Source organism: Shewanella sp. 433, assembly GCF_059338565.1.
Genome location: NZ_CM181703.1, coordinates 2437471 through 2458042 on the forward strand (window position 1 = coordinate 2437471; position 20572 = coordinate 2458042).

At 45.7% G+C, this 20572-nt stretch carries 22 protein-coding genes; 15 read left to right on the plus strand and 7 right to left on the minus strand.

What is annotated here, in order from left to right; genetic code table 11:
* Positions 1–43: 43 nt before the first annotated feature.
* The 10 genes from crr to AC5YB1_RS10785 all read left to right on the plus strand — a co-directional run bounded on the left by crr (position 44) and on the right by AC5YB1_RS10785 (position 8156).
* Positions 44–553: a PTS glucose transporter subunit IIA gene (gene crr / locus AC5YB1_RS10740; protein ID WP_494519154.1), complete on the plus strand. Its 510-nt coding sequence runs from the start codon at positions 44–46 to the stop codon at positions 551–553.
* Positions 554–821: 268 nt separating this feature from the next.
* The gene (locus tag AC5YB1_RS10745) at positions 822–1163 is read left to right on the plus strand and encodes an ArsC family reductase (protein ID WP_494519155.1); all 342 of its coding nucleotides are present in this window, start codon (positions 822–824) and stop codon (positions 1161–1163) included.
* The gene (dapE, locus tag AC5YB1_RS10750; protein ID WP_494519156.1) at positions 1163–2293 is read left to right on the plus strand and encodes a succinyl-diaminopimelate desuccinylase; all 1131 of its coding nucleotides are present in this window, start codon (positions 1163–1165) and stop codon (positions 2291–2293) included. Before AC5YB1_RS10745 ends, dapE begins: the two co-directional genes overlap by 1 nt.
* Entirely contained in the window at positions 2287–2964 is a 678-nt protein-coding gene (locus tag AC5YB1_RS10755; RefSeq protein WP_494519157.1) for a M15 family metallopeptidase, read from the plus strand. Before dapE ends, AC5YB1_RS10755 begins: the two co-directional genes overlap by 7 nt.
* A 25-nt stretch (positions 2965–2989) precedes the next feature.
* Positions 2990–3826 carry an alpha/beta fold hydrolase gene (locus tag AC5YB1_RS10760; protein WP_494519158.1) on the plus strand — a complete coding sequence of 279 codons (837 nt, stop codon included), beginning with the start codon at positions 2990–2992 and terminating at the stop codon, positions 3824–3826.
* Positions 3827–3937: 111 nt separating this feature from the next.
* Positions 3938–4549: a carbonate dehydratase gene (can, locus tag AC5YB1_RS10765; RefSeq protein WP_494519159.1), complete on the plus strand. Its 612-nt coding sequence runs from the start codon at positions 3938–3940 to the stop codon at positions 4547–4549.
* 204 nt (positions 4550–4753) lie between these two features.
* Complete coding sequence (gene kdnA / locus AC5YB1_RS10770) at positions 4754–5938, plus strand: 8-amino-3,8-dideoxy-alpha-D-manno-octulosonate transaminase KdnA (protein ID WP_494519160.1); 1185 nt, start codon at positions 4754–4756, stop codon at positions 5936–5938.
* 86 nt (positions 5939–6024) lie between these two features.
* Positions 6025–7095: a 3-deoxy-alpha-D-manno-octulosonate 8-oxidase KdnB gene (gene kdnB, locus AC5YB1_RS10775; protein WP_494519161.1), complete on the plus strand. Its 1071-nt coding sequence runs from the start codon at positions 6025–6027 to the stop codon at positions 7093–7095.
* Positions 7096–7171: 76 nt separating this feature from the next.
* Positions 7172–7909 (plus strand): 8-amino-3,8-dideoxy-manno-octulosonate cytidylyltransferase KdsB, encoded by a 738-nt coding sequence (gene kdsB / locus AC5YB1_RS10780; protein WP_494519162.1) that lies wholly within the window; start codon positions 7172–7174, stop codon positions 7907–7909.
* Positions 7910–7925: 16 nt separating this feature from the next.
* Positions 7926–8156, plus strand: a complete 231-nt coding sequence (locus AC5YB1_RS10785; protein WP_494519163.1) for a DUF2897 family protein — start codon at positions 7926–7928, stop codon at positions 8154–8156.
* Positions 8157–8250: 94 nt separating this feature from the next.
* On the opposite strand, the gene AC5YB1_RS10790 is transcribed toward AC5YB1_RS10785, so the two are convergent.
* From AC5YB1_RS10790 to dapA, 5 genes are all read right to left on the minus strand, one after another.
* Positions 8251–8568, minus strand: coding sequence for a hypothetical protein (locus AC5YB1_RS10790; RefSeq protein ID WP_494519164.1), 318 nt, complete (start codon positions 8566–8568; stop codon positions 8251–8253).
* 151 nt (positions 8569–8719) lie between these two features.
* Positions 8720–11818, minus strand: coding sequence for an efflux RND transporter permease subunit (locus tag AC5YB1_RS10795; protein WP_494519165.1), 3099 nt, complete (start codon positions 11816–11818; stop codon positions 8720–8722).
* The gene (locus tag AC5YB1_RS10800; protein ID WP_494519166.1) at positions 11815–12900 is read right to left on the minus strand and encodes an efflux RND transporter periplasmic adaptor subunit; all 1086 of its coding nucleotides are present in this window, start codon (positions 12898–12900) and stop codon (positions 11815–11817) included. Before AC5YB1_RS10800 ends, AC5YB1_RS10795 begins: the two co-directional genes overlap by 4 nt.
* A gap of 237 nt (positions 12901–13137) precedes the next feature.
* Positions 13138–14253: an NlpB/DapX family lipoprotein gene (gene bamC / locus AC5YB1_RS10805; protein WP_494519167.1), complete on the minus strand. Its 1116-nt coding sequence runs from the start codon at positions 14251–14253 to the stop codon at positions 13138–13140.
* Positions 14254–14256: 3 nt separating this feature from the next.
* Positions 14257–15141, minus strand: coding sequence for a 4-hydroxy-tetrahydrodipicolinate synthase (gene dapA / locus AC5YB1_RS10810; RefSeq protein WP_494519168.1), 885 nt, complete (start codon positions 15139–15141; stop codon positions 14257–14259).
* A 238-nt stretch (positions 15142–15379) separates the two neighbouring features.
* Between dapA and AC5YB1_RS10815 the strand changes: the two genes are divergently transcribed.
* Positions 15380–15934 carry a glycine cleavage system transcriptional repressor gene (locus tag AC5YB1_RS10815; RefSeq protein WP_494519169.1) on the plus strand — a complete coding sequence of 185 codons (555 nt, stop codon included), beginning with the start codon at positions 15380–15382 and terminating at the stop codon, positions 15932–15934.
* Positions 15931–16401 (plus strand): thioredoxin-dependent thiol peroxidase, encoded by a 471-nt coding sequence (bcp, locus tag AC5YB1_RS10820; protein WP_494519170.1) that lies wholly within the window; start codon positions 15931–15933, stop codon positions 16399–16401. Before AC5YB1_RS10815 ends, bcp begins: the two co-directional genes overlap by 4 nt.
* A gap of 172 nt (positions 16402–16573) precedes the next feature.
* On the opposite strand, the gene AC5YB1_RS10825 is transcribed toward bcp, so the two are convergent.
* Positions 16574–17698, minus strand: coding sequence for an AI-2E family transporter (locus AC5YB1_RS10825; protein WP_494519171.1), 1125 nt, complete (start codon positions 17696–17698; stop codon positions 16574–16576).
* A gap of 30 nt (positions 17699–17728) precedes the next feature.
* Complete coding sequence (locus AC5YB1_RS10830) at positions 17729–17956, minus strand: sulfurtransferase TusA family protein (protein ID WP_494519172.1); 228 nt, start codon at positions 17954–17956, stop codon at positions 17729–17731.
* A gap of 163 nt (positions 17957–18119) precedes the next feature.
* Between AC5YB1_RS10830 and bepA the strand changes: the two genes are divergently transcribed.
* The 3 genes from bepA (at position 18120) to AC5YB1_RS10845 (ending at position 20423) form a co-directional block, all read left to right on the plus strand.
* Positions 18120–19607 carry a beta-barrel assembly-enhancing protease gene (gene bepA / locus AC5YB1_RS10835; protein ID WP_494519173.1) on the plus strand — a complete coding sequence of 496 codons (1488 nt, stop codon included), beginning with the start codon at positions 18120–18122 and terminating at the stop codon, positions 19605–19607.
* A gap of 85 nt (positions 19608–19692) precedes the next feature.
* Positions 19693–20040, plus strand: coding sequence for an arsenate reductase (glutaredoxin) (gene arsC, locus AC5YB1_RS10840; protein WP_494519174.1), 348 nt, complete (start codon positions 19693–19695; stop codon positions 20038–20040).
* Between the two features lie 8 nt (positions 20041–20048).
* On the plus strand, positions 20049–20423 hold the full coding sequence (locus tag AC5YB1_RS10845; protein ID WP_494519175.1) for a DUF2069 domain-containing protein: 375 nt from the start codon (positions 20049–20051) through the stop codon (positions 20421–20423).
* The last annotated feature ends 149 nt before the right edge of the window (positions 20424–20572 follow it).

The window sequence follows — 20572 nt, forward strand, 5'->3', positions numbered from 1 at the left end:
ACATATTCACCGTTCAGCTGTGCATCAGCATAGGGGAAAATTAATGGGATTTTTAAGTCGAATTCGGCGTTTAGTGTCTGGCCAGCCGCCTGTCAGTGGTGGCATAGATGTATTCGCCCCCGTTTCGGGTGAAATTGTGGCGATAGAGAAAGTACCCGATGTGGTGTTTGCCGAAAAAATAGTCGGCGATGGCATAGCTATCGCCCCAAAGGGCAAGCAAATATTAGCCCCAATCGATGGAACTATCGGGAAAATATTTGAAACAAATCACGCCTTTAGCATTGAGTCGCCTCATGGCCTAGAGTTATTTGTGCATTTTGGTGTCGGCACAGTTGAATTACGCGGTAATGGGTTTAAGCGCTTAGCCGAAGAAGGCCAGCAAGTGAAGATGGGCGATCCTATATTGGAGTTTGATCTCGATTATCTGAAAACCCATGTAGAAAGTCTGTTGACTCCTGTGGTGTTGGCCAATATGGAAGATATTAAGCGTATTGATAAGCATCAAGGTTCTATCGAGGCAGGTAAAGACATAATCTTTTCAGTGCAGTTGTGAGCATCTCCCTTAACCCTAAAGCCCGCTTTAGGGTTTACCGCTTAACAATTACAGATACCTTTGTTAAAACAGCCCTTTCCTCTTAATATAACCAACATATCATTGCGGCCAAATGATGCAATAATCTTACAGCCTTCACGCAAATCGACTGATTTTATATCATTTATTGTTACCGCCTATCGTAACGCTTGAGCCGAACTACACACAATGACACAATGATGATTCATAGCCCAGTGATAAAGCAACTCAAATAGCAAGGAGACCCATTTTGATCCTTTATGGCATTAAAAATTGCGATACCGTTAAGAAAGCCCGTAAGTGGTTAGAACAACATCAACAAGCAGTTGCTTTTCATGATTTTCGTGAGGATGGTTTAAATCGAGATGATTTAGAAGCTTGGGTCGATGCTCTAAATTGGGAGACGTTATTTAACAAACGTAGCACCAGTTTTAGAAATCTGAGTGATGACGATAAGACCGCCATAGACAAAAACAAAGCGATTGAATTGATGCTCGCACACCCGACTTTGATTAAGCGTCCGGTATTAGTCATTCAAGGTAAGGTATGGGTTGGCTTTAAAGCCGAGCAATACCAGGAGATCTTTAGCTAATGACTCAAGATGTCTTAACGCTGGCACAAGATCTGATTAGCCGTGCGTCTATCACCCCACTCGACGAAGGATGTCAGCAGGTTATGGCGGACCGCCTAGCCGCGAAAGGTTTTAATATTGAGTCAATGGTGTTTGAAGACACCACCAATATGTGGGCCAGACGCGGTAATGATGGCCCATTGTTTTGTTTTGCGGGTCACACTGATGTGGTTCCTGTTGGCGATCTCAATCGCTGGCATACGCCCCCTTTTGACCCTGTGGTGATTGACGGTTATCTGCATGGACGCGGCGCAGCTGACATGAAAGGGTCGCTCGCCGCCATGGTGGTCGCCACCGAACGCTTTGTTGAGCAACACCCCAACCATCATGGCTCAATCGCCTTTTTGATCACCAGTGATGAGGAAGGTCCATTTATTAATGGTACGCCACGCGTGATTGACACACTCGAAGCGCGCAACGAGAAAATCACTTGGTCATTGGTAGGTGAACCCTCATCGACCCATAAGTTAGGTGACATAGTCAAAAATGGTCGCCGTGGTAGCCTCACAGGTAACTTGACGGTCAAAGGGATTCAAGGCCATGTCGCCTACCCTCATCTAGCCGATAACCCGATTCATAAGGCCGCGCCCGCACTGGATGAATTGGCGCGCATGACTTGGGATAAAGGCAATGACTTTTTTCCGCCAACCAGTTTCCAAATCGCCAATATTAATGGCGGCACGGGCGCATCGAATGTGATCCCAGGTACCCTTGAGGTGATGTTTAATTTCCGTTACTCGACCGAGGTGACCGCCGAGATATTGATCCAGCGTGTGCTTAACATACTCGATGCACACGGCTTAGATTATGATATCAGTTGGATCTACAACGGCTTGCCATTTTTAACCGAAGATGGACCACTCCTGCAAGCGACCAAAGAAGCCATTAAAGAGCACACCACTCTCGATACCGATCCGCAAACTTCCGGTGGCACCTCTGATGGCCGTTTTATTGCGCCTACAGGTGCCCAAGTCATTGAAGTCGGCCCGGTAAATGCGACCATCCACAAGGTGAATGAATGCGTTAAAGTCGCCGATATTGAACAGCTGGCCTTGATATACCAGCGCATACTGGAAAAGCTATTGTGCTGAGCACTGGCCACCTTTATGGCCTTGAAAATAATCTGCTTATTGATTATCAAGGCCATAAATTACAAAGTGATACTGCTCATCAATTTGCTTTGATGCAAGCCGCGGCTGCCAAAGACAATATTGCACTGCAAATTGGCTCCGCTTATCGCGATTTTGCACGGCAACTCACCATATGGAACGCCAAAGCTAAGGGACAACGTACGGTACTCGATGCGCAATCACAGCCTATCGATATCGGTCAGCTGAGCGAGGATCAATTAATTGATGCCATCCTACATTGGTCAGCGCTGCCTGGTACATCACGCCACCACTGGGGGACTGATATTGACGTATTTGATGCTCATCAAATAGCGCGTATGCAGTTGCAACTTGTGCCCAGCGAATATCAAGCCCATGGCCCCTGCCATGCGCTGCACACTTGGCTCACCCGTTACAGTGGCGATTTTGGGTTTTATTTCCCCTTTCAAGCGGGCTTAAGCGGCGTCAGCCCTGAGCCATGGCATTTGAGTTATTATCCTAAAGCTAACGATAATCTAGCTGCGTTCGATATTCGCACCTTAGCAGCTATCTTGTCGCAGCAACCTATAGCATTAAAAAGCACGATATTAGCTAGACTCGAACACTTAGTCAGCCACTATGTGTTTCATGTTGCCCCCTCTCCTGTGGGCTAACCTTTATACTTTATATTGAGCCACCATGAACCAACATCCAACACAACACACCCAGCTTATTGACGGTCATACCATGCACTACCTTGATATAGGCCAAGGTCCGGTATTGTTATTTGGTCACAGCTATCTATGTGACAGCACAACATGGCAGGCGCAACTGACCACACTCAGTCAAGATTACCGCTGTATCGTGCCAGATCTGTGGGGACATGGTCAGTCTGATAACCTGCCAGCCTCTTGCCGCTCACTTAAACAGCTCGCCGAGCACCATTTGAGCTTGCTCGACAGACTCAATATCGACACCTTTGCCATTATTGGTCATGGTATTGGTGGCATGTGGGGAGCGGAACTCACCTTACTCGCCCCCGCTCGGGTGAACAGCCTGGTGTTGCTGGGCTGTTTTCTCGGTTTTGAACCCGAAGTAAGCCGCGCTAACTATTACGCCATGCTCGATGAGATAAATCTGGCTAAATCCATCTCTAGTGACAATATCGACCAGCTTGCAACACGTTACTTTAGCGCTGTTGCGCAGCAAGATAATCCGCGGTTAATTGAGGCTTTCAAACAACAGCTAAGCACCATTGCACCTGAGCGTATCGACTCGCTATACCGCTTAGGCCGCATCCTTCATGGTAGGCGCGATATCATGGAAGATATTGAGCAATTAACCTTACCTTGTCTTATCATGACAGGTACTGATGACAGACTGCACCCCATACTCGAAGGTTACCTGATGCACGATGCCATTGATGGCAGCCATTATATTCACCTGCCGCAAGCGGGCCACATGGCCAACCTTGAACAAGCTGAGCTAGTCAATCAACATCTGTTAGCATTTCATACTCAGCACATAAAAGGCTAAGCACTGATATAAAAGTATTTACTGTATTTAGCACTGAATAGACCAGCCAAGCTAATATTCGGTGCTAAGATCCCCAGCGAAAAACCTTTAGAAAGACACGATAGTTATAAAATGAAACTACTTAAACCCCTGTTTGACAACAATCGCCGCTGGGCGGGCCGAATTCTCGAAGAGAATCCTGATTTTTTTCAGCAACTGGCACAACAGCAGAACCCAGAATATCTGTGGATCGGCTGCTCCGACAGTCGAGTCCCCTCTAACCAGATAATCGACTTGATGCCCGGTGAAGTGTTTGTACATCGAAATATCGCCAATATGGTTATCCATACAGATTTAAACTGTTTGTCTGTACTGCAATACGCGGTAGAAGTGCTCAAAGTAAAACACATTATGGTGGTAGGCCACTATGGCTGCGGCGGCATTAAAGCGTCGATGGGCAAACAACGCTTAGGGCTGATCGACAACTGGTTAGGCCACATTCGTGATATTTACCGACTGCACGACAGCGAGCTCGCTCAGCTTGATGAAAAGACCCGCTTCGATCGTTTATGTGAGCTCAATGTCATTGAACAGGTAGGCAATGTGGTCAGCACAAACATAGTGCAAGATGCTTGGGAGAGTGGCCACAATGTGGCTGTACACGGCTGGATTTACGGTGTCGAAAATGGCTTACTGACCGATCTCGATGTCACCGTTGATAGAGATATCTTTAATCGACGTTAAGCTTACGTTTGATGAGCTAGTAAAATAAGTCAGCGCACGATTTACACATAGTGCGCTTTTTATATTCAGCCTTAAAGTTGTGCTAAAAAATAGCTATTTCAGATAAATATTGCTTAATAAACATCGCAGTTCCCCTCCTATCCCAGTTATAATCGAGTATCTTTTTTCGCGCAGTGCGCGCAGCGAACGCTAAGGAAACTTTCAATGCCTGGTTTTGAACTATTTGGTCCTGAAGAGAAGCAAGAAGTTGCAGATGTAATGGAAAACGGATTTACCTTTCGATATAACTTCGATCACATGCGTAATGACCGCTGGAAAACGCGTGAGATGGAAACCTTGCTTTGCGAAAAAATGAATGTAAAACATGCTCACTTAGTCTCAAGCGGTACCGCAGCGCTGCAAACGGCTATGGCCGCAGCGGGAATTGGCGCCGGCGATGAGGTCATTGTACCGCCATTTACCTTCGTGGCATCAGTAGAAGCGGTATTCATGGCAGGGGCCGTGCCGGTTTTTGCTGAAATTGATGAAACGCTCTGCCTATCGCCAGCAGGGATTGAAGCGGTGATTACTCCACGCACCAAGGCAATTAATTTAGTGCATATGTGCGGTTCTATGGCGAAGATGGACGACATTAAAGCCATCTGCGAGAAACACAACTTAGTGATTTTAGAAGATGCTTGCCAAGCCATTGGCGGCAGTTATAAAGGTCAAGCACTAGGCACCATTGGTGATGTTGGTTGTTACTCGTTTGACTCTGTTAAAACCATCACTTGCGGTGAAGGCGGTGCGGTGATCACCAATAATGACACCATTTATAATCATGCTCATATGTTCTCAGATCATGGTCATGATCATGTGGGTAATGATCGCGGTGCCGAAGGCCACCCTATTATGGGGCTAAATTTTCGCATTTCAGAAATGAACTCAGCAATGGGGCTGGCGCAGCTGCGTAAACTTGACAAGATTATTGAGATCCAGCGTAAGCATAAAAAATGGCTAAAAGAGGCCATGGCTGAATTACCAGAAGTCTCATTTCGGGAAATTCCCGACCCCGAAGGCGACTCAGCTGGTTTCTTAACCTTTATGATGCCCACCGAAGCCCGCACGATTGAGATCAATAAAAAGCTAGCAGAAAATGGGGTTGACGGCTGCTTCTACTGGTATGTCAATAACTGGCATTACTTACGTAATTGGAAACATATTCAAGAGCTTAAATCACCAGCGGCCTTGCCTATCACTCTCATAAAAGATAAACCTGATTACACTCAGGTTGCAGTTCCAAAATCTGATGCCATCATGGGTCGTACTATCTCGATGCTGATCAAACTCTCTTGGACAGAGGATGAGATCAAGCAACGCATCGAAAACATTAAGCGTGCTTTTGCTTAAAACACCTATTATGCCCGCCGCGCAGTAACCCTATACCAACTGCGAAGCCAGCTCTTACAGTACTAATCCCAAAGGAGAATGTGGTAATGAGTTTTAAAAATTTTAAGTGTGTTCCTAAGATGATCTTTGGTCGAGGCTCATTCGCTGAGCTTGATAAGGTAGTTGGTGCGGAGCGCCAGCAAGCCGATGACTTTGTCGTGTTTCTGGTCGATGATGTTCATCAACATAAACCCTTAGCGGCACGCGTCCCGGCAAAAGCACAAGATTTAACCATTTATGTCAATGTTGATGATGAGCCAACAACGGCACAAGTTGACGCATTAACTGAACAAGTTCAAAAGTTTAATACGAAGCTCCCAGTCAGTGTGGTGGGTTTAGGCGGCGGTTCTACCATGGATTTGGCTAAGGCTGTCTCTTTGATGTTAACCAATCCAGGGGGCTCTGCTATGTATCAAGGCTGGGATCTGATTAACCACCCAGCGGTGCATCATGTAGGTATTCCAACCGTATCGGGTACAGGCGCAGAAGCATCGCGTACTGCGGTATTATGTGGGCCGGTGCGAAAATTAGGCTTAAATTCAGACTACACCGTATTTGATCAAATCATCATGGATTCTGAGCTCATCGAAGGCGTACCCACAGAACAGTGGTTTTACACTGGGATGGATTGTTATATCCACTGCGTTGAGTCACTACAAGGCACTTACCTCAACGAATTTGCCCGAGCCTTTGCTGAAAAGTCGATGGATCTTTGCCGCGAGGTTTTCTTAGGCGATCACCCAGAAAAAGATGACAAACTTATGATGGCGTCATATATGGGTGGGATGAGTATCGCATATAGCCAAGTCGGCGCATGCCATGCTGTTTCTTATGGTCTAGGCTATGTATTAGGCTACCACCATGGAATAGGTAACTGCTTGGCTTTTGACGTACTTGAAGAGTTTTATCCTGAAGGCGTAGCGGAATTTCGCCATATGATGAAAAAGCACAATATCGTGCTCCCCAAAAATATCTGTAAAGATCTTCCTGATGAAACCATCGCTAAGATGGTCGCTGTTACTAAGAGCATGGGTCCATTATGGGATAATGTTTACGGTAGCGGATGGGAAGAAAAAGTCACCGACGAGATGCTTACTAAGCTGTTCCGTCGTATCTAACCTCCGGCCTCACGAATTAGGCTCTATATGAGCCTTTTATCTTGAGGCCACTTACTTGCAAAAATAGGTACCTATAATGAATGTAACTCTGTTAATCCCTGCGCGCTATGGTTCTAGTCGTTTCCCCGGCAAACCGCTAGCTCCGATTAACGGTAAACCAATGATCCAGCACGTATACGAGCGTGCCGCATTGGCAAAAGGCATCACCGCGATTTATGTGGCCACTGACGATGAACGCATTAAAGCGGCGGTAGAATCCTTTGGTGGTCAAGTTGTTATGACAGATGAGAATGCCGCATCGGGCACTGACCGGATTGAAGATGCCATCACTCAACTGGGGTTAAAAGACGATGACTTAGTGATTAACCTACAAGGTGATCAACCGCTTATCGATCCCATCACCATTGAGCAGATCGTCAGTTTATTTGAGCGCCACCCAGGTGAATTTGATATGGCAACCTTAGGTGTTGAAATCACTAATGAGAGTGAGTTAAACGATCCTATGCACGTTAAAATGGTGTTTGATAACGATTATAATGCCTTGTATTTCTCCCGTGCTCGTATCCCTTTTGGCCGTGATACCAACGACTATCCAGCCTATAAACATTTAGGCATTTACGGTTACACTCGTGCCTTCATCTCGACGTTTGCTAAGCTGCCTTTAGGCCGCCTAGAAAATTTAGAGAAATTAGAACAACTACGTGCCTTAGAATACGGTTATAAAATCAAAGTGGCGATCAGTGCATTTGATTCACCAGAAGTTGACACCCCTGAAGATATTCGCATCTGCGAAGCGCGTTTAGCGGTCGACTAACAACAAGAGGTGGGTCATGTCGAATCTGGAAGTTTGGTTAATCATCATCTTAGTTATCGCTGTAATCGTCAGCAATCTTGCTGTGCTTAAATACAGTGCTAAATTTAAAATGACTCAATTTGGTAAAGATCATGCTCAAAAAACTACATCTGAGAAGCGTAAACAACGGGACGAAGATGACTCATCTCAAACGACAGCACAAAATCAAGATGATCATAGCGACAATGACGTCACACCTAAGCGTTAAAGCCAAGCTCAATCGCTAATCGCAACTATGCTGGTCTACCTTTAGCATTTTGTTACAAAAGGCTTACTCATTGGTTAAGCCTTTTCTCCCATCTCTAGCCTAATAATCGTGCGATCCACAGTTGTGGTTCACCGACTATAAATTGATATTGGCTGCCATCTTTTAAGGTGATTTCGATACCATCAGGTGTAATAGGTAAAATCCCCGCCCCTTTGCCCCAACAGGTATCAACATTAACAATATCAATTAATGGTAATAGATAAGGTCCAATGGTAGCAGACCTATTAAAAGGTTCAAACTGCAGGTAATGCCGTGTTTTGGTCAGTCGACCATCACAGCGAACCACCCCCTTTTGAGCTGCCACTATCGATGACTGAATGTTTGCCTCTGCCATATTAATGATGGATTCCATTATCTCAACATGCTCCTTGATTGCATCGCCTTAGGCGATAAAAAGTCCTTAGTCTCATCATACAAAACATTATTTACGCTGTTAATTAGCAAAACGTATAGATAAAAAAAGCCAACCTAGCAAGGTTGGCTCTTTAATTAATAGCTACAACTTAATGAGGATCTTGCAACTCTTGCGCTAACTGCCGGCTAATTGCTTCTGGCGAGCCGGTATTTTGTGCTAACAATGAATAGGCCACGGGGATCACAAGCAAGGTAAAGATGGTCGCCAGCACAATGCCTGACAACACTACAACCCCAATCACAAAACGTGTTTCAGCGCCTGCCCCTTGCGCCATGACTAAGGGAATAGCCCCTGCCGCAGTGGTGATCCCCGTCATCAAAATGGGGCGTAAACGCTGGCTTGATGCTTGCACAATAGCCTGTTGAAACGCCATACCTTTGTCACGTAGCTGGTTAGTAAATTCAACAATCAAAATACCATTTTTAGCCGCTAAGCCAACTAGCATGATAATGCCAATCTGGCTGTAAATATTGAGACTTTGTCCCGTCAGCCATAACCCTATCAGTGCGCCTAAGGTGGCAAGCGGTACTGTCAGCATGATCACTATCGGATGCACATAGCTTTCAAATTGCGCAGCCAGAACTAAAAAGACAATCCCAAGGGCCAGAAGGAAGACAAAATACATTGAGCTCCCCGACTCTTGATAATCCAACGATTGCCCTTTATAGCTAATGATCGCCTCAGCGGGTAGATAGGTGTAAGCCATCTCGTTAAGGTAATCTAACGCCTCACCTAAACTGTAGCCATCGGCTAAATTCGCCTCAATGGTAATTGAGCGCATACGGTTGTAGCGGTTAAGCTGGCTTGCATCGGCAAACTCCTCCACCGACACTAAGTTGGCTAGCGGGATCAGAGCCTTGGTGCGGTCGGAGCGAACATAGATGTTAGTTAAATCATGAGCGGTGTTTTGATTATCTCGCTCCCCTTCAATGATCACATCATACTCTTCACCGCCCTGCATGAAGGTCGTCACGAGTCTTGAGCCTAACATCGACTCCAATGTTCGACCTATATGTGAAATAGATACCCCTAGGGCTGCGGCGCGATCTTTATCGATGACCACTCGCAGCTGCGGCTTGGTTTCTTGATAGTCGTGATCTAGGCCAATAAGGTTAGGATTATCTTTGGCTTTTTCCAAAATGATGTCTCGCCATTTAGCGATCTCTTCATAGCTAGGACCACCTAAGACAAACTGCACAGGTTTACCCACCCCGCGCCCAAACGCTTGTCGCATAACCGGAAAAGCACGTACCCCGGCAAGATCGGCTAGCCGTGCACGTACATCACCGATGATCTCAAAGGCGCTACGTCGCTGTGACCAATCTTCTAATACGATAATCGCCATTCCGTTAGAGAAATCGGCACTGCGACCGAAACTGCGCGGCGCCCTGATAAGCAAACGCTTAATATCTCCGCTCTCAACCAAAGGCATCAGCCTTGACTCAATCTCATCCATATAGGGGGTGATATATTCAAAGCTAGCACCTTGAGGCCCGTTAACGATTAAGAACATAGAACCACGATCTTCACGAGGAGCAAATTCTTGTGGAACCTGAGTCATTAACCAACCGCTGCTAGCAAGTGCAATAATTACCAGAGACGACACTACAAAAGGATGCTGCATCGCCTTGGTCAGAGTAACTCGATAAAAATGAGTTAAACGTGCCATCCCAGCATCTATTTTTTTGACCAACCAAGAGTCTTGCTCTGCAGGTTTGAGTAACTTAGAGCACATCATCGGACTTAAGGTTAACGCCACAATACTTGAGAACACCACTGCAGAACTCATGGCAACTGCAAACTCTTTAAACAACTTACCTAAATCACCTTCTAGGAAAGTGATTGGCATAAAGACAGCAACTAACACTAGCGTCGTCGCGACTACGGCAAATGCCACCTCCCGTGAGCCTAAATAAGCGGCTTTTAACGGAGAGTCACCTTGTTCAATGCGTCGATGAATATTCTCTAGGGCCACGATAGCATCATCAACCACCATACCAATGGCTAAAATCATCGCCAGTAGAGTTAACAAGTTAATGGTGTAACCTAAGGCGTAAAGCACGATAAACGTGGCCATTAGCGATACAGGTACGGTCAAGGCCGGAATTAACATGGCGCGCACACTGCCTAAAAACAGGTAGATCACCACTATGACTAAAAACATGGCAATAAATAAGGTGCGATACACCTCTTCAACCGAGGCTTCGATAAATACCGAGCTGTCGTATGAACGCTTAATTTCCATCCCCGCGGGTAAGGTGGGGTTAATCTTATCGACTAATGCATTAGCCGCTCGCGCCACATCTAAGGTGTTGGCGGTCGATTGTTTAGACACACCAAGACCTATCATCGACTCTTTGTTTCCTCTAAAAGTGATGCGTTCCTCTTCTGATCCCACTTCCACTCGGGCAACATCACCTAACTTAATCAGATAACCATCATCGCCTTCAGCCAAGACTAAATTGGCAAAATCGGTAGCATTTTTAAAGCTGCGCTCCAAACGCACAGTAAAATGACGATCTTGAGATTCGACCGAGCCTGCGGGTAACTCAACGTTTTCTGAGCGTAGCACTCGTTCAATATCCGCCACCGTCAGCTTACGTGCCGCTAAGGCTTGCCGATCGATCCACACCCGCATGGCATACACCTTACCGCCACCGATACGGATATTGGCCACGCCATCAATAACCGAGAATCGATCGACTAGATAACGCCGCGCATAGTCGGTCAGTTGTAGGGTATTCATCTGATCTGAGACCAAGTTAAGCCACATGATCACTTCATCGCCGCCATTGGCTTTTTGCACCTCTGGCGGATCGGCTTCCTCGGGTAGATTATTAAGTAATCCTGAGATGCGGTCTCTCACATCGTTCGCAGCCGCCTCTATGTCTCGACCAACGTCAAACTCTAAGGTCACAGACGAGCGTCCATCCCGGCTCGATGAATTTATGTTGCGGATCCCCTCGACACCACTAATACGATCTTCGACCAACTGGGTGATGCGACTTTCAACCACTGCGGCGCTTGCACCGCGATAGTTAGTTTGGACCGACACGATAGGGGGATCAATATTAGGGTATTCACGCAGCGGCAGTTTCTCAAACGCTACCAAACCGAAGACAATCAACAAGATGCTAATAACGGAAGCAAAGACCGGTCGTTTTACTGACAAATCCGTTAAGATCATACTAAGGGCTCCACCTTAGCCTGCTGAAGAAAACTAAAGTTTTCGCTCATCTGCACTTTAACTGCATCACCGGGACGGACTTTTAAAATGCCGCGGGTCACAACCTGATCACCCACTTTTAAGCCATCAATAACCTCTACCCAGCCACGTTTACGAATACCTATTTTAACTTGGCGTTGCTCTATCACATCGTCCTCATTCACGAGATAGACAAATTGATCGCGTTGGATCGGGATAATCGCCGCTTCGGGTATGATTAACGCTTCGCGGTTTTGCTTGATAAGTTTTACCTTCATCAGCATCCCAGGTAGTAAACGTAAATCTTGATTAGGCAACTCGGCGCGCACGACGACCGCGCGGGTGGTGGGATTGACTCGGCTATCGATGGAGACCACTTTACCGCTAAACATTTCGCCATCATAGGCAACCGCACTGGTTTCCACCGTCTTACCCACTTTAAGTGACTGTAAGAAACGCTCGGGCACCGAAAAATCCAGTTTAATGGTGGAGATATCATCTAGGGTGGTGATCACTGTGCCGGGAGTGACCAAACTGCCTTCACTGACTTGGCGTAAACCCAAGCGACCTGAGAATGGCGCCAGTATGCGTCTATCTTTTAACGCCGATTCCGCTTGCTCTAATTGGGCCTTAGCGGTGTCGATTAAGGTTTGCAGTCGATCCCGCTCAAGTGCGGCAACCGATTGGCTAGTCACCAGTGAGCTAATCCGTGCCAACTCCCTTTTGTGATCGTTCATCTTAACCTGCGCCACTGTAACACTGGCCATCTGCTCTCGGTCTTGCAAACGCACCAATAGACGGCCCTTTTCAACAATGTCACCGTCGTCAAAGTTAATCTCGGTGATCATGTCGGTCACTTTAGGTGTCACGGTTATCGATTCATTTGCTTTGCCTGTGCCTAATGCTTCAACCTCATCTCGGATTGGCTGCATTGCTACCTTGGCAATAACGACATTGGGCATAGGCCTAGCTTTTACTCTGACCTGGTCTGTAGACTGGGTTTGATAATAATAGGCGCCAGCGATTGCCGCTAATATGATTAAGAATATTATAGTTTTTTTCATCAATCTTCCGAATGGCATCATTTTGTTAACGGTAGTTTACCTAGGATTCAATACGCATCAAGGGGTTTTACTTTTGGTTACAAACTTAACACGTAAGATACTCAGATACAGTACGACAAGGCATTACAATGGGATCAATAACACTGGAATGAGCGAGAAAATTAACCCAATAATCAATTAGTAGACATAAAAAAAGAGGCTATATTAGCCTCTTTTTTATCATTGTGCAGTGCAAGATTAACGCACTTTACGGTCTTCTCGCATTAACTCTGCTAAGGTCTCGTAAACGGTTTCAATCACATCATTACTCAATGGTTCATCATTCATGTCATTAAGGTAAATACGGGTGTTAGCATTATCACTATCTTGTTCGATACGAAGACGATATCCACCTTGTTCTAACGGCAGTTTATTATCGTTCCATAACGAACTCCAGAAACCAGAGTCATCATTAATACTAATAAAATAGAGCCCTTTATTACTGTCCATATCGACAATTTCAAACCCCATTTCTGGTAAGACAATGCGTAAGCGCTCCCATGTACGAGTGTAAGGTGCTTGAGCTAACCAATAAGCCACCGCAGGCTCAGTGACTGCGGAAGGCTCAGCCTTCACTAAACTCACATCAATACCTAGGCTCTGTTTCAGGCGTTTAGCCTTGATCAATTGCTCGCGCTTTATGCTCATGTAAGCGATAGTATTATTGAGCATATCGACCGTATAACGGCGCTTATCTTCACCCGTAAGGATAACATCTTGAGTTTGACCATCAAAACGCTCTTCATGATCAATAAGTTCGATAGCTAAATTACCGCTACGGCCATGGGGACGCACATTAACCGTAAAGCGATAACGTTGGCGAACTAAATAAACATCGTCATCGCCCCATAAATTAGAGTCGATTAACTCTTGGTGTTCAATCCAATCCGTTTCGATAATTCCGGCATCATCATCTTCTTTAACCATCTCAATCGATTGGCTATTAAGATATGCTTTAAGAATATCCAGCATTTCGGTTCGTAAGTCGATATCGTTATCTATCGATTCAACCACGATTTTAATGCTATCACTCGACTCCTCAACATGAGTACCTTCGGCCATGGGCAACACTTGTAATGGCGGGCGAATATCCAGTTTTTTGCCCACTAGGCTAGTGTCGACTTTATTGCCGACTGCTGGGATCTCATATTCATTACTGTATTTAGGTTGATTAAGCCCTTCGGGTATCACCAATTTAGGCTGAGACTCCAATAACACATACTCATCGCTACCATTAGCCTGACGTCTATCAATAGGTGAACTACACGCTGTAACAGCTGCGATCAGTAAAATTGGGGTGACTTGCTTTAGCATCTATTATTGAACCTCTATTCGGGCATTTTTCATCGCTTCTAGCAACAGACCATGAAACTGGGGAGAAAGTTCCGTTAAGGGTAAACGAATATCACCGTGGCTTATCAAGCCCATACGGTGCGCAGCCCATTTAACAGGAATTGGATTAGCCTCCAAGAACAGTGAACTAAACAAAGGTTTAATTTGCTCTTCTATTGCAATAGCCGTGGCCATATCTCCACTAAGGGCGGCGGCGCACATCACTTTAAACTGTTTAGGGACAATGTTATTAGTAACAGATATAACACCATCACCACCTAAGGCGAGGAACTCACGAGCCGTAGGATCATCACCACTATAGAGTTTAAAATCGTTACCACATAACTGCCGTAATCTGGCCACGCGGCTGAGATCGCCGGTTGCTTCTTTAACACCGATGATATTAGGCACGGATACGAGTTCGGCCACTGTTTCGGGTAACATATCAACCGAAGTACGGCCTGGTACGTTATATAAAATTTGTGGGATGTCGGTGGACGCTGCAACCGCACGGTAGTGGGCTATCAGGCCTTTGGGGGTGGGCTTATTATAATAGGGCGTAACACCAAGCATCGCGGCTACGCCACTGTTTGCCTGTGCCTTGGTCAGTTCTATTGCTTCGGCCGTGGCATTAGCACCATTGCCACCGATGATCGGCAGTCGTCCAGCTGCAAACTTAACCACGTGCTTGACCACTTCAATGTGTTCAGTCATGGGTAAAGTAGCTGATTCGCCAGTGGTGCCAACCGCAACAATAGCGTCAGTCCCCTGCTCTATATGGTATTCGACCAGTTTTTCTAGACTTGCATAATCGACTGAGCCATCACTATTCATTGGTGTGATTAAGGCTACAATGCTTCCGTTTATCATGTGACTTCCCCAAGGATTCAGGATTGGCTATGGTACTGATGCTAAGCGGTAAAAACAAGCATAACTCTCACTACAACGTCAGAATTTCACCATAACATTACCCAAGGTATTTGTTTGAACGTTTGTTAAGACGGGGATCGCAAAACCACTAACATGTGTTAGCATGTCGTGCTGCAAAAAACGTTATCGTTAAGTAGCGTTTATTTGTACTATTTTCACAGTAATACGGGGGAATTTCATGTCTAATCATCTGGTCGTCACCGCGCTGGGAGCGGATCGTCCCGGTATCGTCAGTAAATTTGCACGCCTTGCAAGTGAATGTGACTGCGATATTGTCGATAGTAGAATGGCCATTTTCGGCAATGAGTTTACCTTGATCATGATGATTTCTGGCTCTTGGCCTGCCATCACGAAGATGGAAGCAAACTTGCCAGCATTGAGTGTTGAACTCGGCCTGTTAAGTGTGATGAAACGGACCTCAAAACATACGCCACGCAATTATGTCTCTCGCCTGCAAGTCTCTTTTAATGGTCAAGATCAGCGTGGCACCATGAAACGCTTAACCCAATTCTTGGCTGATCGGTCATTGGATCTGGCAGCCGTGCGCTCTCACGCTGAAGAAACCGTTGACGGTGAACCCATACAAAATGTGTTTTTAACCATTAATGTGCCAGAGAAAGTGGATATCGAACAACTCGAACAAAATATCATCGAACTGGCCGACGAATTAAACCTAAGCTGCAATATTGAACGTATGCAGGGGATCGACAGCAATCAAAAGGAACGCGAATGAAAACCTTAGCCCAAGGGGATGTAGCCCCATCCTTTACCTTAAAAAATCAAAACGATGAAGCCATTTCACTTGAAGCGGCATTAAAAAACGGTCCCGTGCTGGTGTATTTTTATCCTAAGGCGCTGACCCCTGGCTGTACTGTACAGGCGTGTGGCTTAAGAGACAGTAAACCTCAGCTTGACGCCAATCAGGTCACTGTACTGGGTATCAGCCCGGACCCTGTGGCCAAGCTGGCACGTTTTGCCGATAAACATCAACTTAACTTCTCTTTATTAAGTGACGAAGACCATGCCATTGCCGATGCATTCGGGGTGTGGGGCGAGAAGAAGTTTATGGGCAAAGTGTATGACGGCATACACCGCCTCAGCTTTCTTGTTGGCCAAGATGGAAAAATCCAGCATGTATTCGATAAATTTAAAACCAAAGACCATCATGAAGTTGTAATGAAAGTTATTGATAACCAGTAGCCAATAAGTTAAAGCGACAAAAAAAGCCAGCAAAGATGCTGGCTTTTTAATATCAAAATAATGGTTAGCTGTTTAGTTGATGGTGTGACTTGCCATTACATTAAACACGCTATTGTACCTCACCAGCCTTTTACCACCCCGAAATTATTGATGCATTGTACAGTGAATAGGCTTAGGCCGACGGCGATGCTGATGGCTGTTTATCTGGGTTATCATTCTCTGCTTTAGCCACAGTCGCCGTAGCCGAATTCACTTGAGGCCAGGCATTGAGCACCGCTTTCACTAAAGACGCCAACGGGATCGCAAAGAATACTCCCCAAACACCCCACATGCCGCCAAACACCAATACCGCTGCGATAATAAATACCGGGTGCAGGTCAACCGCATCCGAAAACAACACCGGCACTAACACATTGCCATCGAGTGCTTGAATGATGCCATAACCTAACATTAAATAACCAAACTCAGGGCTTACACCCCACTGAAAGAAAGCCACCAAGGCAATGGGCAGTGTCACCAGCGTGGCACCGACATAGGGGATCAAAACCGACAAGCCGGTAAGCACGCCAAGTAATGCCGCATAACGTAGATCCATAATGGCAAAAAATAGATAACTGACCACGCCAATAATGAAAATTTCGATGACTTTACCACGTATATAATTAAAGATTTGCTGATTCATCTCTAACCACACTTTACGCGCTAAATCGCGATTGGATGGGATAAAACGTTTGCTGCCACGGATCAGCAACTCTTTATCTTTCAGGAAAAAGAACACCAGCAAAGGTACTAAGATGGTGTAAACCATTAACACCAATAATGACGCCGAGTAACCAATAAGCTGTTTGCCTAAATCCAGTAGGTGCTGTGTATCGAGCAGTTTTTTAAGCTCGCCAACGGTTGTATCTAACTGTTCAGTACTTAAAAATTGCGGGTATTGTTCAACATACCCTTTAATCGTAATAAGCCCTTTATCGAGCATGGAGGGTAAATCCGTGACTAAGCCCAGCCCCTGCTTCCAAATGCTGGGCACTAAACCAAACATCAGCAATATCATCATGCCAATAAACAGCACTAAGACTAATGAGGCACCAGTGGTGCGGTTGATCCCAAGGCGCCCCATTTGCGCGACGGGCCACTCCAACAAAAAGGCTAACACTAAGGCAACCAGCAGTGGCGCTAATAACCCACCTGCAAAATAGAGTGCCAACGCAATACCCACAATGATGAATACCAGCGTTACCGCTTGGGGATCGCTAAATCGGTCTTTATACCAATTGCTTAATAAGGATAACATTCACACTTCCTACTCAGTAACACATTACAATTACGACCGGACCGTTTTAACCACGGCGAGCACTAATACTTGGTCATTATTTTGTTGTTCGGTGTACAGATAACCTTGTCGCGTTAAAAAACGCGGCGCATCTTGACGTGTGCCTTTATCGGCAAGACTCACCACTAGTTGCTCACCATCGCTCATCTGTTTAAGCGCCAGCTTAAGCTTAACTAAGGCTAAGGGACATCGATAAGAGGTCAAATCAATAAAAGTCATAATCAACTTGCTAAAGACAAACTCAGGCTATTATCCTAAGTCTCTGACTAAACCACAAGTTATCAATTAAGTCGCAGTAAACTTTGCCAATATCTCATGATAAGCACAATGAGATACTCGACATAAATGAACTAATGGTGTTCTATTCACTCTGATAATCAATATGATAAAAAATAACCCGCTAAGGATAAGTTTGAGTAAAATTAACACAGCCAAGTCCCTCCTTGCGGGGGCGATGTCACTGGCCTTGTTTGCCGTAGCCCCTATAGGGTTTGCTAATAATGACCTACCGGATCTGGGGACGGCCGCGGTAAACACCTTCAGTCTAGAAAAAGAAAATACCTACGGCGATGCTTATATGCGCGTCATTCGCTCGTCAGCGCCAGTGCTAAACGATCCTGTATTAAATCAATATATGACAGAGTTAGGCAATAAACTGGTGGCTCACGCTAGTGGGGTCAAAACCCCCTTTTACTTTTTTTTACTGCGCAATGATGAGATCAACGCATTTGCGTTTTTCGGCGGCCATGTCGGCGTTCATACAGGCCTGTTTTTAAACGCTGATAATGAAAGCCAGTTAGCATCGGTTATCGGCCATGAAATTACCCATGTCACTCAACGTCATTTAGCCCGCTCGATTGAGGCCAGAGATAAGAGTTCAACGGCCACTATGGTGGGCCTGCTTGGGGCCATTTTGTTGACTATTGCGGCGCCGCAGGCCGGAATGGCGGCGATGGCTACCACCCAAGCTTTGGCAACCCAATCCCAAATTAACTACACCCGCCTGCACGAGAAGGAAGCCGACCGTATTGGGATGCAAATCCTCGTCGATGCTGGGTTTGACCCTAATGGCGCCGCGGATTTTTTTGCTAAGCTGGCCACTCGCTACCGTTTTACCACTAAACCACCACAGATGTTATTGACTCACCCGCTGCCTGAATCGCGGATCAGTGAAGCGCGCAACCGCGCCGCGCAGTATCCCCATCGATATATCGCCGATAATCTCGATTTTCAGTTAGCCAAAGCCCGTATTCAGGTGCGCTTTTCAAGTTATAGCGAAGAGGCCGCATTAAGCCTATTTCAAAATCAGTTGAAAAAAGGCCAATATGAATATAAACAAGCGGCCGAGTACGGATTAGCGTTAGCGCTGCTGCGCTCAGAGCAAGCACAACAGGCCGAAAAGATCATCGATGAGCTCCTGACTCACGCGCCCAATAACGTGTTTTACTTAGATACCAAAACCGACTTACTGCTGGAACGTAAACAGCATGATCAGGCGATTGCCATGTTGGAAAAGCAGCGACAATTGAAACCCACTTCTCAAGTGATAAATATCAATTTGGCTAATGCTTATATTGAACACAAGCAGCCCCTTAAGGCGATCCCTATCTTAGAGGAGATAATTTTCCTCGATAAACAAAATCAACTGCCACTGCAGTTGCTTAGTGAAGCCTATAAAGCTGCGGGTAATAAATCGATGGAGCATTATATTAAAGCTGAAGCCATGGCCTTGGCGGCAAATTACGACGGCGCCATTGATCAACTTAATTTTGCCTATCGATTATCCGAGCAGGATCCATTGCAGTTGGCGCGTATCGAAGCCCGTATTCGCCAATTTAAACTATCGAAGAAAGCTATTGAGCAATTGTAACAACGGGAGGTGAGCGAACTCTTTGTGACTCCGCTCACCTTTTACAGTAGAATATCGGCAACTTTTGACAATCAGCAGATAACCTATGACGCAAGTTAGTATTATTCATAACCCTCGCTGTTCAAAAAGCCGTCAAACTTTGGCGCTACTTGAAGAAAATGGCTGTGATATTCAAATCATAGAGTACCTCAAGACTCCACTCACTAAGGTTGAGATCCGCGGCATTCTGACTAAATTAGCCCTCCCCCCTCGCCAATTAATGCGTACTAAAGAAGATGAATATAAGGCGTTAGGTCTCGCCGATATTGACGATGACGAACTGCTTATCCAAGCCATGGTCGATACGCCCAAACTTATCGAACGCCCCATAGTGTTAGCCAATAACCGTGCGGCGATCGGGCGCCCCCCAGAAAACGTGTTAAGTATTTTATAAGGCGTCTCATGAGCTCAAATAAGTTATTTCAAATCAGTCGAGCCTGCTACCTAGCACTACTGTTATTGATGACCGCATGGTTTGGTAATCAAGGGCTAAGTGGCGAATATTCGCTTATTTTTAGCCTGTTATGGATTTTGCCCCTGCTGGCACCATTAAAAGGGATCTTAAGCGGCGATCCCTACACATACGCTTGGGGCAGTTTTATTATCTGTCTCTATATGCTGCATGGATTAACCTTACTGTATGTAACCGACACGGCCTTTGTGTTTGCCGCGATTGAAGTGCTGCTACTGGCGATACTACTGGTAACATTGCCATTTTATGCGCGTATTCGAGGCCGTGAACTGGGATTAGGATTAAAAAAGAAAAACAAGCAGTGATTGAATATCTTAACTGACTCATCAGCAACCTGTATCACTAAAAATAGCCCTATGATTACCCCATAGGGCTATTTTTTATGCGAACTAATGAGTAATAAACAATGCCATTACAATTAAATAAGCGTCCTATTTGCTGATAAGCCCATAAT

Coding starts and splice junctions, on each gene's coding strand:
- AC5YB1_RS10790 (WP_494519164.1), bottom strand. CDS start 8,568: ATGGAATCCATCATTAATATGGCAGAGGCAAACATTCAGTCATCGATA.
- bepA (WP_494519173.1), top strand. CDS start 18,120: ATGATAAAAAATAACCCGCTAAGGATAAGTTTGAGTAAAATTAACACA.
- kdsB (WP_494519162.1), top strand. CDS start 7,172: ATGAATGTAACTCTGTTAATCCCTGCGCGCTATGGTTCTAGTCGTTTC.
- AC5YB1_RS10815 (WP_494519169.1), top strand. CDS start 15,380: ATGTCTAATCATCTGGTCGTCACCGCGCTGGGAGCGGATCGTCCCGGT.
- kdnB (WP_494519161.1), top strand. CDS start 6,025: ATGAGTTTTAAAAATTTTAAGTGTGTTCCTAAGATGATCTTTGGTCGA.
- AC5YB1_RS10795 (WP_494519165.1), bottom strand. CDS start 11,818: ATGATCTTAACGGATTTGTCAGTAAAACGACCGGTCTTTGCTTCCGTT.
- AC5YB1_RS10760 (WP_494519158.1), top strand. CDS start 2,990: ATGAACCAACATCCAACACAACACACCCAGCTTATTGACGGTCATACC.
- bamC (WP_494519167.1), bottom strand. CDS start 14,253: ATGCTAAAGCAAGTCACCCCAATTTTACTGATCGCAGCTGTTACAGCG.
- AC5YB1_RS10800 (WP_494519166.1), bottom strand. CDS start 12,900: ATGAAAAAAACTATAATATTCTTAATCATATTAGCGGCAATCGCTGGC.
- AC5YB1_RS10845 (WP_494519175.1), top strand. CDS start 20,049: ATGAGCTCAAATAAGTTATTTCAAATCAGTCGAGCCTGCTACCTAGCA.
- crr (WP_494519154.1), top strand. CDS start 44: ATGGGATTTTTAAGTCGAATTCGGCGTTTAGTGTCTGGCCAGCCGCCT.
- kdnA (WP_494519160.1), top strand. CDS start 4,754: ATGCCTGGTTTTGAACTATTTGGTCCTGAAGAGAAGCAAGAAGTTGCA.
- dapA (WP_494519168.1), bottom strand. CDS start 15,141: ATGATAAACGGAAGCATTGTAGCCTTAATCACACCAATGAATAGTGAT.
- AC5YB1_RS10825 (WP_494519171.1), bottom strand. CDS start 17,698: ATGTTATCCTTATTAAGCAATTGGTATAAAGACCGATTTAGCGATCCC.
- dapE (WP_494519156.1), top strand. CDS start 1,163: ATGACTCAAGATGTCTTAACGCTGGCACAAGATCTGATTAGCCGTGCG.
- AC5YB1_RS10785 (WP_494519163.1), top strand. CDS start 7,926: ATGTCGAATCTGGAAGTTTGGTTAATCATCATCTTAGTTATCGCTGTA.
- bcp (WP_494519170.1), top strand. CDS start 15,931: ATGAAAACCTTAGCCCAAGGGGATGTAGCCCCATCCTTTACCTTAAAA.
- AC5YB1_RS10830 (WP_494519172.1), bottom strand. CDS start 17,956: ATGACTTTTATTGATTTGACCTCTTATCGATGTCCCTTAGCCTTAGTT.
- can (WP_494519159.1), top strand. CDS start 3,938: ATGAAACTACTTAAACCCCTGTTTGACAACAATCGCCGCTGGGCGGGC.
- arsC (WP_494519174.1), top strand. CDS start 19,693: ATGACGCAAGTTAGTATTATTCATAACCCTCGCTGTTCAAAAAGCCGT.